General features: G+C 71.9%; 17 protein-coding genes. 9 read left to right on the top strand and 8 right to left on the bottom strand.

The annotated features are described in order from the left end of the window. Positions 1-187 precede the first annotated feature (187 nt). The gene (locus ACWCV3_RS04105) at positions 188-1,216 is read left to right on the top strand and encodes a hypothetical protein (protein WP_451217978.1); all 1,029 of its coding nucleotides are present in this window, start codon (positions 188-190) and stop codon (positions 1,214-1,216) included. 7 nt (positions 1,217-1,223) lie between these two features. On the opposite strand, the gene ACWCV3_RS04100 is transcribed toward ACWCV3_RS04105, so the two are convergent. Further along, positions 1,224-1,436, bottom strand: coding sequence for a hypothetical protein (locus ACWCV3_RS04100; RefSeq protein WP_451217975.1), 213 nt, complete (start codon positions 1,434-1,436; stop codon positions 1,224-1,226). A 155-nt stretch (positions 1,437-1,591) separates the two neighbouring features. Then, on the bottom strand, positions 1,592-2,065 hold the full coding sequence (locus tag ACWCV3_RS04095; protein ID WP_451217972.1) for a VOC family protein: 474 nt from the start codon (positions 2,063-2,065) through the stop codon (positions 1,592-1,594). Between the two features lie 271 nt (positions 2,066-2,336). Between ACWCV3_RS04095 and ACWCV3_RS04090 the strand changes: the two genes are divergently transcribed. After that, positions 2,337-2,600, top strand: a complete 264-nt coding sequence (locus ACWCV3_RS04090) for a hypothetical protein (RefSeq protein ID WP_451217969.1) — start codon at positions 2,337-2,339, stop codon at positions 2,598-2,600. 86 nt (positions 2,601-2,686) lie between these two features. Here the strand turns inward: ACWCV3_RS04090 and ACWCV3_RS04085 are convergent, their stop codons facing one another. Beyond that, positions 2,687-3,130 (bottom strand): hypothetical protein, encoded by a 444-nt coding sequence (locus ACWCV3_RS04085; protein WP_451217966.1) that lies wholly within the window; start codon positions 3,128-3,130, stop codon positions 2,687-2,689. Between the two features lie 1,019 nt (positions 3,131-4,149). On the opposite strand from ACWCV3_RS04085, the gene ACWCV3_RS04080 reads away from it, so the two are divergent. From ACWCV3_RS04080 to ACWCV3_RS04055, 6 genes are all read left to right on the top strand, one after another. Beyond that, positions 4,150-4,362 carry a hypothetical protein gene (locus ACWCV3_RS04080; RefSeq protein WP_451217963.1) on the top strand — a complete coding sequence of 71 codons (213 nt, stop codon included), beginning with the start codon at positions 4,150-4,152 and terminating at the stop codon, positions 4,360-4,362. Positions 4,363-4,657: 295 nt separating this feature from the next. Next, complete coding sequence (locus tag ACWCV3_RS04075) at positions 4,658-6,433, top strand: hypothetical protein (protein WP_451217961.1); 1,776 nt, start codon at positions 4,658-4,660, stop codon at positions 6,431-6,433. 33 nt (positions 6,434-6,466) lie between these two features. Next, positions 6,467-7,141, top strand: coding sequence for a hypothetical protein (locus ACWCV3_RS04070; RefSeq protein ID WP_451217958.1), 675 nt, complete (start codon positions 6,467-6,469; stop codon positions 7,139-7,141). Between the two features lie 144 nt (positions 7,142-7,285). Continuing rightward, on the top strand, positions 7,286-7,543 hold the full coding sequence (locus tag ACWCV3_RS04065; protein WP_451217955.1) for a transposase: 258 nt from the start codon (positions 7,286-7,288) through the stop codon (positions 7,541-7,543). A gap of 8 nt (positions 7,544-7,551) precedes the next feature. Beyond that, positions 7,552-8,298 carry an IS3 family transposase gene (locus ACWCV3_RS04060; RefSeq protein WP_451217952.1) on the top strand — a complete coding sequence of 249 codons (747 nt, stop codon included), beginning with the start codon at positions 7,552-7,554 and terminating at the stop codon, positions 8,296-8,298. 9 nt (positions 8,299-8,307) lie between these two features. Further along, complete coding sequence (locus ACWCV3_RS04055; protein WP_451217949.1) at positions 8,308-8,544, top strand: hypothetical protein; 237 nt, start codon at positions 8,308-8,310, stop codon at positions 8,542-8,544. A 60-nt stretch (positions 8,545-8,604) separates the two neighbouring features. Here ACWCV3_RS04055 and ACWCV3_RS04050 read toward each other — a convergent pair whose 3' ends face one another. The 3 genes from ACWCV3_RS04050 to ACWCV3_RS04040 form a co-directional block, all read right to left on the bottom strand. Beyond that, on the bottom strand, positions 8,605-8,967 hold the full coding sequence (locus ACWCV3_RS04050; protein WP_451217946.1) for a helix-turn-helix domain-containing protein: 363 nt from the start codon (positions 8,965-8,967) through the stop codon (positions 8,605-8,607). A gap of 199 nt (positions 8,968-9,166) precedes the next feature. Further along, positions 9,167-10,123 (bottom strand): EamA family transporter RarD, encoded by a 957-nt coding sequence (gene rarD, locus ACWCV3_RS04045; protein WP_451218235.1) that lies wholly within the window; start codon positions 10,121-10,123, stop codon positions 9,167-9,169. A 132-nt stretch (positions 10,124-10,255) separates the two neighbouring features. Continuing rightward, positions 10,256-11,122: an SDR family oxidoreductase gene (locus ACWCV3_RS04040; RefSeq protein WP_451217943.1), complete on the bottom strand. Its 867-nt coding sequence runs from the start codon at positions 11,120-11,122 to the stop codon at positions 10,256-10,258. A 94-nt stretch (positions 11,123-11,216) separates the two neighbouring features. Here ACWCV3_RS04040 and ACWCV3_RS04035 point away from each other — a divergent pair, with 94 nt between their 5' ends. After that, complete coding sequence (locus ACWCV3_RS04035; RefSeq protein ID WP_451217940.1) at positions 11,217-11,615, top strand: winged helix-turn-helix transcriptional regulator; 399 nt, start codon at positions 11,217-11,219, stop codon at positions 11,613-11,615. Positions 11,616-11,634: 19 nt separating this feature from the next. On the opposite strand, the gene ACWCV3_RS04030 is transcribed toward ACWCV3_RS04035, so the two are convergent. Then, the gene (locus ACWCV3_RS04030) at positions 11,635-12,693 is read right to left on the bottom strand and encodes a 2-oxoacid:ferredoxin oxidoreductase subunit beta (RefSeq protein WP_451217937.1); all 1,059 of its coding nucleotides are present in this window, start codon (positions 12,691-12,693) and stop codon (positions 11,635-11,637) included. Further along, positions 12,686-14,614 (bottom strand): 2-oxoacid:acceptor oxidoreductase subunit alpha, encoded by a 1,929-nt coding sequence (locus ACWCV3_RS04025; RefSeq protein WP_451217934.1) that lies wholly within the window; start codon positions 14,612-14,614, stop codon positions 12,686-12,688. Before ACWCV3_RS04025 ends, ACWCV3_RS04030 begins: the two co-directional genes overlap by 8 nt. Between the last annotated feature and the right edge of the window lie 111 nt (positions 14,615-14,725).

Below are 14,725 nucleotides of genomic sequence, written 5' to 3'. Positions count from 1 at the left end.
CGCTGTCGTGCCGCAGGTCCGCCGCCTCGGGCGACGGCAGCCCGGCGAGCCTGCTCCACTCCTGCTGCGAGGGCGGCTGGTGCGAGGCTGTGACGTCGCGGTGACGCACGAGGGCGCCGTGGGCGGCGAGACTGGACGCAGGAGGCGTACGACCGGGTGTGACGCCGGGGGGAATGAGGGAAATCGGATGTCTCGACTCAGCTTCGAGAAGCGGCGCGAGGACCGGCCGGTCCAGGTCCGCGTCTCGGCCACCGGCGCGGCGTCGGTCGCCGGCACCCCCGTTCTGCGGACGCCGGGCGAGGACATCCACGACGCCGTCCTCAACCACCTCCACCACCTGGCCGTGTCCCACGGCGCCCCGATCCGGGCCGCCATCCACGACGACGCGGCGGGCTGCCTGGTCCCGCTGGAGGTCTCGCCGGACGGGACGACACGGATGACGGGGGAGCCGACGAGGCTGCCCGCCGCGCCGGGGACCGTGCAGCCGCCCCGTGGGGTGTTCGGGCCGCCGCCCGTGATGGGGGCCGAGCAGGTGGAGCCCATACCGCAGCCGAAGCCCCGGGCTGCTCCAGGAAGCGTCGACTTCCGGAAGCGCAAGCCCGGTCCGGCGCCCAGAACCGCACCCGAGCCGGATCCCGGCCTCGTCCTCGTCGACCGGCCCGCTGCCGAGACCGAGCCCCAGCCCGTTCCGCCGAGCCGGTTCGACGCCATCGCCGAGGAGATGCTCGCGGAGGTGCCGGTGGGGGAGACGCCGGACGGGGCCCAGGTGTGGACGACCGCGCTGGGGCGTGTCGGGGACGCCGTACGGGACGGAGAGGTCGAGCGGGCCGCCGAGTTGGCCAGCCGGGCGGTGGCGAAGGCGTCCGGTGCGCTGGGTCCGCGGCACCCCGAGGTGCTGCATCTGCGCGAACTGTGCGCGTACATCGCGTACTTGACCGGCGACCCGGCCCGCGCCTTCGACCTCTCGCTGGACCTGGCCCGCAAGCGCGCCGAGTCGGGCGACCCGGTGGCGGCCTACGGCAACGTCCGCAGCGCGGCGACCGCCTGGCGCTCGGTGGGCGACGCGGAGCAGGCCCTCCGGATGGGCCGCGAACTCATCGACGTATGGACCACCTTGGCCTCGAACCCCGGCCCGGCCGCATCCGACCCCCGCCCCCTGGAGTCGGCCCACACCCGCATGACCCGGCTGACGGCCCGGGCGGCGGCCGGGACGTGAGCCCGGCTCAGGCGCAGCTCTCGGCGGCCCGCACCACCCCGAGCACGACCGGGTAGCCGGTGATCTGCCGGTTCGGTCCCGGCCGGGTCTCGCAGATCTTCCACTCGGCCGGGTCGTCCACCGAACGCCCCTTGCCGCTCACGTCCTTGAAGGCCACTTCGGTGTCGGGGCCCATCTGCTCGGCCGCGCGGCCGGCGTTGCCGCCGACGACGTCCGGCATGGTGGCGGTGACGGGCCGCGGGCGCGCACTCGGGGACGCGGAAGCGCCGGCCGCGGGGGCGGGTCCCTCCGCCCTCGCGCACGCGCCGGCCGGGGCCAGCAGAACGACGGCGACGAGGGGTCCCAGCAACGGTCTTTTAGTCATGCCCCTGTCTACTACTGCACGCAGAACTCGTTTCCCTCGGGGTCCGCCAGCACCGTCCACGCGCCCGCCGGCCCGCTCACCTCGCGCAGCACGGTCGCTCCCAGCGCGGTGAGCCGGGCGACCTCCTCGACGCGCCCCTCCGGCCCGGCGTGCAGGTCGAGATGGAGCCGGTTCTTGCCGCTCCTGGCCTCCGGCACCCGCTGGAAGAGCACCCGCCGCCCCAGCCCGGTCCCCGTATCCGGGTCGTACGGATCCCCGGGGTGCCGCACGGCCACCAGATCCCGGAACGCCGGCCGACCGTGGTACTCCACGGTCGCCTCCCCGGGCAACGCCCCCGCCGCCAGCAGCCGCTCGATCAAAGCGCTGTTGTCCTCCGGCTCGTAGTGCAGGGCCGCCCCCCAGAAGTCGGCCTGCGTGTGCGGATCGACGGCGTCGACGACGATTTTCCAGTGCAGTGGCCGGGCCTGCGACGAAGAAGAATTCATGGTGGCGTTATAGCGCTTCCCGCCGCACGGCACGACCGCCCGGACCGTGCGCGGGCCATGTCGTGCCCGCCCTGTGTCCGTCGTACGGACCGCGAGGCTGTCGAGGCCGTGAAGGCCGCCGGGGGAGGGCGGAGGCGGCCGCACCCCCGATCGGCCGTGTGTGCGATCCGGGCCTGACTGCGGAATGCGCCGAAAAGGAGCGATGCTTCCCGATATCATTATGCGGTTCCTGAGCGGGTCGTGCGTCACGCCCCGGCGAGAGGAGTTGCACGTGCTCTTCGTGCAGGGAGCGTCAGTGACCGCCGTGGTGCGCGGCAGTCTCGGAGAGCCGGTGATCCTGCTCGCCGGTGAATCCTGTCCAGGAATGCTGGACACGCGCTGGATCGAGGTAATCCGGGCGGCGGCGATCATGCTTGATGCCGCAGAACTGGAATGCCTGTGGGCCGCGATGTGCACATTGAGCATGCGGACTCCGGATTCCCTCGTCGCGGCCGACGAGAATGTGCTCGCCCTGTACAAGGTGTCGCCGGCCTGACCCGGTCCCCGCGTCCCGAATCCGGACACGGTAAGGCCGCCCGTGGTCGAGAACCCCGACCACGGGCGGCATGGAAGACGGAGGGGCTAGCGCCGCCAGTAGGGGAAGCACATCCAGCGGTGGTGGAAGCGGTCCCACCGGTAGCGGTACGTCATGCGGTGACCGTAGTCGTACCACCGGCAGGAGCGGGCCCGGTCGCGCCAGTCGTGGTCGGACCAGCGGCCGTTGTCATACCAGCGGTCGTCGTCGTACCGGCGGCCGTTGTCGTACCAGCGGTCGTCGTCGTACCGGCGGCCGTTGTCGTTCCAGCGTCCGTCGTCGTACCGGCGGTCGCCGCGGTCGGCGTGACGCAGCCCCCCGAGGCCGCGGTCCATGTGCCGGCCGCCGTCGAATCCGTCGCGGTGCGAGGCCGACGGCGCCGAGACGACGGAACCGTCGAGCGGGGCGGCGGAGGCCTGCGTGGCCAACGGTGCCACCACCGCGCCCACGGCCAGGAGTGCGCCTGCCACTCCCTTGGCAATATTCTTCACTGCTTCTCCTTTCGAGCCGGGATGGAGCGGTTTTCCGTTCCACCGGCGGGCCGAAGCTATCCCAAATTCCCTGTCCGTCATCGACGGTGAATTCCCCGCACCCTGTGACCGGTGGAGTGTGCGGATGAGGAAAGTACAGGTCAAAGGCGCTTTCTCGGCGGGCCTTCCGTGGCCTGTTCCTGAACTGTCGGGGCCACTCCAAAAGGTGAACCGGCAGGCGGGTCCAGGAGTGGGGGAAGTGGTGAGCTGTGATCTCCGGCGTTGTCCGGGCGCCCCTCGGAAATCGGAGTGCCGCGTGGAAAAGGGCCGGGCCCGAACGGTGTGGGGTGAGAATTCCGTGCGGAGGCCGCCCCTCGTTACGTCGAGGGCGCCGGCGGGAAAGGTGCGGGGCGAGGGATCGCCCGGAGGGCGTAGTGCCGGCGGATCGCGCCCCCGGTGCCGGTGTGTCGGCGTCGTGCGCCCGACGGTCCGGCGGCTCCGGCCGGTGGCCCTCCCTCGGAAGCCCGGGGGCTGTCCCGCAACCCTCGGCGGGCGTGCGCCGTTCCCGTGGACGGCGTGCCGGTCCACGGCCCCGGCCGCGCCGGACGGCGCCGAACGCCTTCTCGCCGATGTGGAGAACGGACCACGCTGTCCGCAACCACCCCTGCGAGCTGCGGCTTTGTGATGAGTCGACTCTCAACTATTGAACGGTCGAGCGAATTTGAACGCATGTCGGACATGGAAGGTTTGCATCGGAGCTCCGCTTTCGGCTACCGTCCAAGCTCTCCGGACGAAACGTCCAGAGACATTGGACAGTGGATGTGTTGCACGACTACGAATTCCCTTCTCGTAGTGCCGCTGTTCAGGCCGCTGCGGCCGGGCGCCCTACGCCCGGCCGCAGCGGAACGGAGAAGCCGCCGGACCGGTTCCGTCGCGCCTCGGGTGCCCATCCGAGCCGACGGCCGGCCCCGGAGGGGCCTCCTGATCGCCGTGCGGCCGCACACCGGCCGCGCGTTCTTACCCGAATGAGAGGAACTCCCATGGACATCAAGCAGCTCGACGCCGAGACCGCGGAACTGCTGCCTGGCCGCGAGGCGCTGGCCCGGTTCTCCTTCAACCTCATGAAGTCGACGTCCATCTCGAAGAAGCTGCTGAACCTGGACGCCCACAACGAGTCCGCGGCCGTGAACCAGTTCTCGCCGCTGGCCGTCGCGCAGTCTGCGTCCTCGCAGGCCATCAACGTCCACCAGTAGTACGTCGACGCCGCGGGGCAGGCGCAATCTGCCCCGCGGCGTCCGCCGGGCGCCGTCCCCTCCGGGTCGACCCGGGCGGGACGGTGCTCCCGGCTTCCTCCGGCGGTCCCTCGCGGGTGCCGCGAGGAGTCCGAGCGACACCCGCGCCGCGGAGAAGACTATGACGCTGCCCGCAGAACACAGCTCGTCCCACACCCGGAACGCTCCCACGGTCCCCCTGCCCGGCTTGCCGCCTCCCGGCGAGGGACGGCCCGTCGGACCACGGGACGCGTCCACGGCCACGACACCCCTCGCGATGACCGGGGGCGTGCCGCCCGCCGGACCGGTGCCCCACCTCACCAACGGACTGAGCACCCTCGGCCAGTACCAGGGCTCCGGCTTCACCGACCGCAGATACGTCGTCCGACGCGGCGACGGCCAGGTCCTGATGCTGTCCCATCTGCTCTACCTCGTCGTCGCCTCCGTCGACGGCGTGCGCACCGTCGAGACCATCTCCCACCGAGTCAGCGGCCGGTTCGGGCAAGAGGTCACCGAGGACAACATCGCCCACCTCATCAACAACCGGCTCACTCCCCTCGGAGTCACGGTCCCGCTGGGAGAACTTCCGCGAGACTGCGAGAACGCACCGTCCTCCGACCTCCTGCTGGCCCTGCGCGGTCACCGTGTGCTCCTCGGCGAGGCACGGGTGGCCCGGGTCGCCGCCGCCCTGAGCTGGCTGCACCGCCCACCGGTGGTGGGGATCGTGCTGGCCGGAACCGCTGCCGTGGACGTGTGGCTCTTCGCGGTCCACGGCGCCATGACACCGCTGCTGCGCGTGCTGGAACAGCCGGTCTGGATGCTCGCGGTGTTCCTGCTGACTCTCCTCTCCCTTCTGTTCCACGAGTTCGGCCACGCCTCGGCCTGCCGGTACAGCGGTGCCGCCCCGGGGAAGATCGGGTTCGGCATCTACCTGATCTGGCCCGCCCTCTACACCGACGTCACCGACGTCTACCGGATCGGCAGGGGAGGCCGGCTGCGTACGGGGCTCGGCGGCGTCTACTTCAACGCCGTCTTCATCCTCGCGCTCACCGTCGGCTACCTGCTGACGGGACAGGCGTTCTTCCTGGCCGCCGTCTACCTCGCGCACTTCGAGGTACTGGAGCAGCTGATGCCGGCGCTGCGGCTCGACGGCTACTACATCCTCGGCGACCTGGCCGGCGTGCCCGACCTGCTCGGCAAGGTCAAGCCGATCCTGCTCAGCCTGCTGCCCGGCCGCACGCCCGCCGGGGCCGCCGACCTGAAGCGCTCGGCGCGCGTCATCGTCTCCTCCTGGGTGCTGACGATGATCCCCCTGCTCCTCGCGGAAGTGTGCTACCTGCTGTGGAACCTGCCCCGGCTGGCCACCACCGCCTTCCGCAGCCTCGCGGAGCAGGTGACGGGCACCGTCCAGGCGTTCGGGGCGGGCCACCCGGCCGCGGGCACCGTCGGTGTGATCGGCGCCCTCATGATCGCCTGCCCGATGGCGGGCGGGGTCTACCTCGCGGGCCGGGTGACGGCGCGGCTCGTGCGGGCCGCCGCACGGGTCACCCGGGGCAGACCCGCCCTGCGCCTGGCCGCGGTCACCGCGGTCTGCGCCACCGCCTGCGTCCTCGGTGCCGCCTGGTGGCAGGACATGACCCCCGCGCCGCTGCCGCCGGCGGCCCCCGTGACTCCCGCGCTGCAGCCCGGCGTGCCCCGCATCCGGATCGCGAAGAGCCCCGCCGCCGTGCCGCCCCGGACCCCGCCGGTGACCCGGCCGAGCCGGGGCCCGTACCCCACCGGACACGCGTCGGCGCCGGGCACGCGCGTCGTTCCGCCCACGGCCGCCGCCTCCTCGTCCGCCCCGGCCGCCCGCCCCGCGCCCGTCCGGTCCTCCCTCCCGCCGCGCGCGGCCACCTCCTCACCCCCCGTCAGCAGGCCCGCCCCGGCGCCCGTGCCCAGTACCGGGCCCGAGGTGACGCCGTCGAGCCCGCCGTCGCCCTCCGTGCCCGGCCCGGTGACCTCTCCCCCCTCCGCTTCGGCGATCCCGTCGCCGAGCCCCAGCACGACCTGACTCCCCCCGTCGCACCGTTCTCAGGAGACTGACATGAAGCACCGCAAGCCCAGTACGAGCACCGTGGCCCGGGCCGCCGTGAACATCGGAGTGGCCGCCGGCGCCGGTCTGGCCATCACCGCCACCACCGCCTCGGCCACCACCGGTCCGACCGGTGGTGCCGCCATCGCCGTGGACATGGCGCACAGCCGCGCCTACCGAACCCACGTCACCGACTTCGACGAGACCTTCCGGATCCACGAGTACGGTCCGTCGGTCGCCGTGACGGCGGACAACCGTGCGCTGGCCGAGTCGGTCGGATGCTCCCCGCTCTCGCCGTGCCGGTCCGTGGCCCTCTCGTTCCAGATCGTCACCACCTCCGGCAGCAACGCCCGGCTGATCCGCGCCACCAACATCGGCCGTGCGGCGAACGAGCACTGCCCGTCCTGCCAGACCTTCGCCGGGGCCTACCAGTTCGTGGTGTCCACCCCGCGGGCCTTCACGCTCGGAGCGGGCGCCCGGCGGGAGCTGGCGGCGCTGGGCCACCGCGCGGCGGAACTGCGGTCCTCGCGGCTGCCGGTCTCCGTGATCCGGCAGCGCGCCGACGCGCTCTCCCACGAGGTCAAGGCGGTTCTCGACCGGGAGGCCGCTCGGGCCCCCCGGGCCCGCAAGGGTGACCCCGGGGCGGACTTCGCCCCCTTCGTCACGATGCGCCGTCACGTCGACTGACACCCGTCCGGCCAACCGCTCCCGGCCCGGCGGTCATCCGGCCCGGACGTCCCCGCCCCGCCGGCGACGTCCGGGCCGCCGCCTCACCCGCGGCCGCCGGCCCCGCCAACCCCGTCACCGTCCCACCCCGGAAGATCCGAGAACGTGACCAGTCCGCATCCCGCAACATCGCGCGTGCGCGTCCTCCAGCTCCTCTCCGAAGGACACGCGGCGCAGGACGTCGCCCGGAGGCTGGGCATCCCGGCCAGCACCGTCTACCGCTGGCGGCGCTCCCTCGACGTCCCGGACGGCCCGTCCCCGGCCCCCGGCCGCGTGCAGGAACTCGAGGCCGAACTGCTGCTGTGCCGCAGGACGATCGACGCCCTGAACGACGTGATGCCCCCAAAAGACGCTACGAGGTGATCGCACGCGTGGCGGCGCAGGGTTTTCCCGCGCGCAGGGTCGCCGCCCTGCTGCACGTCTCCGAGTCCGGCTACTACGCGTGGCGTGAGCGCCCCGCGTCGGACAGGGACCTGCGGCACGCCTGGCTGACCCGGCTGATCACCGACCTCCACCGGCAGTCGGGGTCCTCCTGGGGCTACCGGCGCATCCACGCGGAACTCGACCGTCGTCTCGGGATCAAGGTCAGTCACGGGACCGTGGAACGGCTCATGCGGCGGTCCGGTCTGCGGGGGACGCCCGGACGCCTCCCGGCGGCCGGCGGCTCCGGGGAGTTCGCCCGGCCCGGCACCCGGTGGGTCGTGGACACGGCCGTGTGCGCCACACGGGAGGGCGACCTCTGCGTCGCGGTCGTCCTGGACGCCGTCGGACGGCACCTGCTGAGCTGGCGAGCCACCGCCGCGCCGGACCACGGGCTCCTCACGCGCACACTTCAGGCGGCTCTGGCCCGGCGGGCGAGCACGCCCGTCCCGCCGGCGTCCGGCTTCAGCTGTGTCTTCACCGAGCGGACCGTGGCGTCCGGCTGGGCACCACCCGGCGCCGTCAGGGGCGAGTGGTACGACCACGCGGTGGCCGAGACCTTCTGGGAGCACGTGCGCCGCGCGCCGCCGGGAACTCCTGCGGGCCTGCCGCCGCCGCGTCCGGAACTGTCGAGGGTGCTGAACCGCCTGGCCCGTCAGGGGCCGACGAGCCGCGAACCGAACCTTCCCCTCCCGTAAGGCGGACACATGGATCTCACCCCACCCCTGCCCCGCTCCGGAACCTCCCGGTCGTGCACGGCCAGGAGTCCGGCCGCTCCGCAGGCGCACCGCGTGCTGCTGTACTACGCCCTGGAGGCGGCGGGCCGCTCGCTGGAGGCCGACGACGTGCAGGCCGTCTTCGCCGTGGCCGAACTGGACGACGTCACCGTCCAGGCCGTCATCACCTGGATCACGACCGCGGGGAAACCAGCCCTCGCCGGGTGAGCGGTCCGGTGGCCCGCGGCGCGGCCGGTTCCGACCGGCGACGGCCGTGCCGGGAGCAGGTCAGCCCCGCTCGGGCTCGACCCCGCGCGCCTCGAGCAGCGACTCCACCAGAACCGCGACGTGCCGCCGGTCCTTCGGGCTCAACCGCTGCACGCTAGCGATGAGGATCTCCACCTCGGGGTCGGTCACCGCGGGAGCGTCCTCGAAGTACAGGTTGACCCCCGCCGCCTCCACGGCGGCCCGCTGAACGGGAGCCACCGGGATGCCGAGTCCCCTGGCGAGGCCCTCCAGCGTGGCCTTCTGCGGCACTTGGGCCAGCCGTCCCGACGTGGCCAGATGATGCACCGTCGAACGTGAGATGCCGCCCCGGCGCGCCACGTCGTTGTAGGACCAGCCGTTCTGGTCCAGCCGACCCTTGATCATTTGCTGCAGTGTGTTGAGCACCACCGCTTCTTCCTGTCGGGGAGAGGCAGCCTGTCAATGAGTCTAACGGCCCGATCCTCGGCCGGTTCCTCATGTTTCCGCTTTCGCTCCCGTGCGCCACTTCGTGCGCCCTGCGCCGTGCGGTGGCCGCCGGAGTCCGGCTCGGGACCGCCCGGGACGCACCGCGGCGGCGGGGCGTTCAGACGTCCAGCGCGTCGACCGCCGCGGCGGCCGGGTCCGTCCGGCGGGACATCGCCACCACCCGGGCCCGGTGCGCGGAGCGCATCGCGTCCCAGGTCAGGAGGGCCAGTGCCAGCCAGACCAGGGCGAAGCCCGCCCAGCGCTCCGGGGGCATGGCCTCGTGGAAGTAGAGGATGCCGAGGAGGAACTGGAAGACGGGGGCCAGGTACTGGAGGAGGCCGAGGGTGGAGAGGGGGACCCGGATGGCGGCGGCACCGAAGCAGACCAGGGGGAGGGCCGTGACGATGCCGGTGGAGGCGAGGAGGGCGGCGTGGCCGGGTCCCTCCGTCGCGAAGGTGAGGTCGCCGCGGGTGCCGAGCCAGATCAGGTAGGCGAGGGCGGGCAGGAACTGGACGGCCGTCTCGGCGGCCAGGGACTCCACGCCGCCCAGACCGACCTTCTTCTTCACCAGGCCGTACGTCGCGAAGCTCACCGCGAGGCAGAGGGAGATCCACGGGGGCCGGCCGTAGCCCACGGTCAGGACGACCACGGACGCGAAACCGACGCCCACCGCCGCCCACTGCGCCGGCCGGAGCCGCTCCTTCAGCAGCAGCACGCCCAGCGCGATGGTCATCAGCGGGTTGATGAAGTACCCGAGGGACGCCTCCACCACGTGACCCGAGTTCACGGCCCAGATGTAGACGCCCCAGTTCACCGTGATGACGGCGGCCGCCACCGCGATCAGCGCCAGCCGCCGCGGCCGGCGCAGCAGTTCGCCCGCCCACGCCCACCGGCGGACGAACCCCAGGGCCGCGGCGACGAACACGAGGGACCACACCATGCGGTGGGCCAGGATCTCCATGGCCCCGGCCGGCTTCAGCAGCGGCCAGAAGAGGGGAACGAGCCCCCACATCCCGTACGCCGCGATGCCGTTGAGCAGCCCTGTTCGGTGTTCACCCTTGGACGTCCCGGCCACGGGCTCCTCCTTCTCGCGATCCGCCACGCGAGAACGAAGGTAGCGCTGCCCCGCCCTCCATGTCATGTACGTATCGCCATACGGTCATGACCGGAGGGAGAGAGGGGAAGCGCACCCGTCCGGCTCGGTGCCTCAGCTCGCCTCGGCCTCCTTCAGCCCCTCCTCCACCGCCACGGCCAGCGGCGTCGTCGGGCGCCCGATCAGCCGCGACAGTTCGCCGCCCGGAACGACCAGCTCGCCCCGCTCGATCGACGCGTCCACCCCGGCCAGCATCTCCGCGAGCGCGTCCGGCAGCCCCGCCCCGGCCAGGATTCCCTTGAGGGTCTCGCCGGAGACGGGCCGGTAGCCGATCGGCCGCCCGGTCCGCGCGCTCAGCTCGGCCGCGTACTCGTCGAAGCCCCACGCCACGTCACCGCCCAGCTCGTAGGTGGTGTTCTCGTGGCCCTCGCCGGTCAGTACGGCGACCGCCGCGGCGGCGTAGTCGGCTCGTGCGGCGGAGGACACGCGGCCCTCGCCCGCCGCCGCGACCACCGCGTCGTGGGCCAGGACGGGGGCCAGGTTCTCGGTGTAGTTCTCGTGGTACCAGCCGTTGCGCAGCAGCGAGTACGGCAGCCCGGAGGCGAGCACCGCCTCTTCGGTCGCCCGGTGGTCGTCGGCCAGCGCCGCGGTCAGGGTGCCCGGCGCGCTGGTGTACGCGAGCAGCGCCACCCCCGCCGCCTTCGCCGCGTCGATGACCGCCTGGTGCTGGGACACCCGGCCCTTGTCGAACTCGTTGCCCGAGATCAGCAGCACCTTGTCGCCGGCCGAGAGGAGGCCGTCGAAGGTCTCGGGGGCGTTGTAGTCGGCGACGGCCAGCCGCACACCGCGCTCTGCGAACCCGGCGCCCTTGGCCTGGTCCCGCACGACCGCGGTGATCTCCTCGGCGGGGACTCGCTCCAGCAGTTGGGCGATCACGTGGCGGCCGAGGTGTCCGGTGGCTCCGGTGACGACGATGCTCATGGGGTTGCTCCTAGGGGAACGTCGAGGTTGTGACGCTAACCCTAAGATGGGCGCTAACTTAAAGATAGTACTTACTTCAAAGTAAGCTACTGCTGTGGAAGTAAGTAACCAGGCCGGCGACACCCAGTACCCCCAGCGGCTGGTGCTGGAGCATGTGACGAGCCGCTGGGGCACGCTCGTCCTCATCGAACTGCTGGACCGCTCCTACCGGTTCGGCGAGCTGCGGCGGGCGGTCGGCCGCTGGGGCGGGCGCGAGGTGAGCGAGAAGATGCTCACCCAGACCCTCCAGACGCTGGAGCGGGACGGCCTGGTCGACCGGGACGCCAAGCCGGTCATCCCGCCCCGCGTGGACTACTCCCTCACCGGCCTGGGCCGCGAGGCCGCCGAGCGGGTCAGGGCGCTGGCCGTCTGGACCCAGGACCGCTTGGAGCAGGTGGAGGAGGCCCGCCGCGCATACGACGAGGTCCGGGAGACACGCTCCCGGACCTCGTAGGACACACCGCTCGGGGGTCTCAGCCGACGACCGTCCAGGTGTCCCCGCCCGCCAGCAGCGTGGCCAGGTCGCCCTTGCCCTGCTGCTCGATCGCGGTGTCCAGCTGCTCGGCCATCAGACTGTCGTAGACCGGCCGGTCCACCGCACGGAACACCCCGATCGGGGTGTGGTGCAGGGTGTCCTGGTCGGCCAGCCGGGACAGCGCGAACGCCGTGGTGGGCGAGGCCGCGTGCGCGTCGTGGACGAGCAGGTCCGCCTCGTTGTCCGGGGTCACGGTGACCACCGTCAGCTCACCGGTCCGGTCCCGTACGACACCCCGCGAGCCGTCCGTGCCGAACCGCACCGGCTGCCCGTGCTCCAGCCGGATCAGCGCCTCCCCGGCCCGCCGGCTGTCCTTCAGTGCGTCGAAGGCGCCGTCGTTGAAGATGTTGCAGTTCTGGTAGATCTCGATCAGCGCCGTGCCCGGGTGGTCGGCGGCAGCCCGCAGCACCTCGGTCAGATGCTTGCGGTCGGAGTCGATGGTCCGTGCCACGAACGACGCCTCCGCGCCCAGCGCCAGCGACACCGGGTTGAAGGGCGCGTCCAGCGACCCCATCGGCGTCGACTTGGTGATCTTGCCGAGTTCGGAGGTCGGGGAGTACTGGCCCTTGGTGAGGCCGTAGATCCGGTTGTTGAACAGCAGGATCTTCAGGTTCACGTTGCGGCGCAGAGCGTGGATCAGATGGTTGCCGCCGATGGACAGCGCGTCCCCGTCACCGGTGACGACCCACACCGACAGGTCCCGCCGCGAGGAGGCGAGCCCGGTGGCGATGGCCGGGGCGCGGCCGTGGATGGAGTGCATCCCGTAGGTGTTCATGTAGTACGGGAAGCGGGAGGAGCAGCCGATGCCCGAGACGAAGACGATGTTCTCCTTCGCCAGGCCGAGTTCGGGCATGAAGCCCTGCACGGCCGCGAGGATCGCGTAGTCCCCGCAGCCGGGGCACCAGCGGACCTCCTGGTCGGACTTGAAGTCCTTCATCGACTGCTTGGCCCCGGCCTTGGGGACGAGCTGGAGCAGCTCGCGTGCGGAGTCAGTCATCGATGGCCTCCTTGAGCGCGGCGGCGAGCTGTTCCGCCTTGAACGGCATGCCGTTGACCTGGTTGAACGAGCGGGCGTCGACCAGGTACTTCGCCCGGACCAGGGTGGCGAGCTGCCCCAGGTTCATCTCCGGGACCACCACCTTGCCGTAGCCCTTCAGCACCTCGCCGAGGTTGGCCGGGAAGGGGCTGAGGTGGCGCAGGTGGGCCTGCGCGACGGACTCCCCGGCCGTGCGCAGCCGCCGGACCGCCGCCGTGATCGGGCCGTACGTCGAACCCCAGCCGAGCACCAGCGTCCCGGCGCCGTCCGGGTCGTCCACCTCGATGTCGGGGACGTCGATGCCGTCGATCTTGGCCTGGCGGGTGCGGACCATCAGGTCGTGGTTGGCCGGGTCGTAGGAGATGTTGCCCGTGCCGTCCTGCTTCTCGATGCCGCCGATGCGGTGCTCCAGCCCCGGCGTGCCCGGCACCGCCCAGGGGCGGGCCAGCGTCCGCGGGTCCCGTTTGTAGGGCCAGAAGACCTCGGTGCCGTCGTCGAGCCGGTGGTTCGGGCCCTGCGCGAACTGCACCTGGAGGTCGGGGAGCTCGTCGAGGTCCGGGATGCGCCACGGCTCGGAGCCGTTGGCCAGGTAGCCGTCGGAGAGCAGGAACACCGGGGTGCGGTACGTGAGTGCGATCCGGGCCGCCTCCAGAGCCGCGTCGAAACAGTCGGCCGGGGTGCGCGGTGCCACCACCGGCACCGGCGCCTCGCCGTTGCGCCCGTACATGGCCTGGAGCAGGTCGGCCTGCTCGGTCTTGGTGGGCAGACCCGTCGACGGGCCGCCTCGCTGGATGTCGATCACCAGCAGGGGCAGCTCCAGCGAGACCGCGAGCCCGATCGTCTCGCTCTTGAGCGCCACCCCCGGCCCCGAGGTCGTCGTCACCGCGAGCGAACCGCCGAACGCCGCGCCCAGCGCCGCGCCGATGCCCGCGATCTCGTCCTCGGCCTGGAAGGTCCGCACACCGAAGTTCTTGTGCTTCGACAACTCGTGCAGGATGTCGGAGGCCGGGGTGATCGGGTACGAGCCCAGGAACAGCGGGAGGTCGGCCTGCCGGGAGGCCGCGATCAGCCCGTAGGCCAGGGCCAGGTTGCCGGAGATGTTGCGGTAGACACCGGGCGGGAAGGCCCGCGAGGCCGGCGCCACCTCGTAGGAGACGGCGAAGTCCTCGGTCGTCTCCCCGAAGTTCCAGCCCGCCCGGAACGCGGCCACGTTGGCCGCCGCGATGTCCGGCTTCTTCGCGAACTTGGTGGTCAGGAACTTCTCGGTGGCCTCGGTGGGCCGGTGGTACATCCAGCTCAGCAGCCCCAGCGCGAACATGTTCTTGCTGCGCTCGGCCTCCTTGCGGGAGAGGTCGAACTCCTTCAGCGCCTCCACCGTCAGCGTGGTCAGCGGCACCGGGTGCAGGTGGTAACCGTCGAGCGAGCCGTCGTCCAGCGGGGAATCGGCGTAGCCCACCTTCGCCAGCGCCCGCTTGGTGAACTCGTCCGTGTCGACGATGATCTCGGCGCCGCGCGGCAGGTCGCCGACGTTGGCCTTGAGCGCGGCCGGGTTCATGGCGACCAGCACGTTCGGCGCGTCGCCCGGGGTGAGGATGTCGTGGTCGGCGAAGTGGAGCTGGAAAGAGGAGACGCCGGGCAGCGTGCCGGCGGGCGCGCGGATCTCGGCGGGGAAGTTGGGAAGGGTGGAGAGGTCGTTGCCGAAGGACGCGGTCTGAGAGGTGAACCGGTCCCCGGTGAGCTGCATACCGTCACCGGAGTCCCCCGCGAACCGGATGATCACCCGGTCCAGGCGCCGTACGTCCTTCGCTCCGCCCGGACCGCGCTGCCTGCCGGCGGCGTTCTCATCGGCCTGCTCCGCCGGGCTGCTGACCTGACTGGTCACTGAACTGGACCTCCTTCGAGGCGGCCGTCCGGGGGAGGTCTTCCCCCGGACCAATCCCAGGGTCAACCCTACGTCGCTCAGGGTCGGCTTCCGAGGATCGCTTGGGTATCT

The organism is Streptomyces sp. NPDC001781 (assembly GCF_053596035.1).
This window is presented reverse-complemented; position numbering and strand designations above follow the sequence as displayed.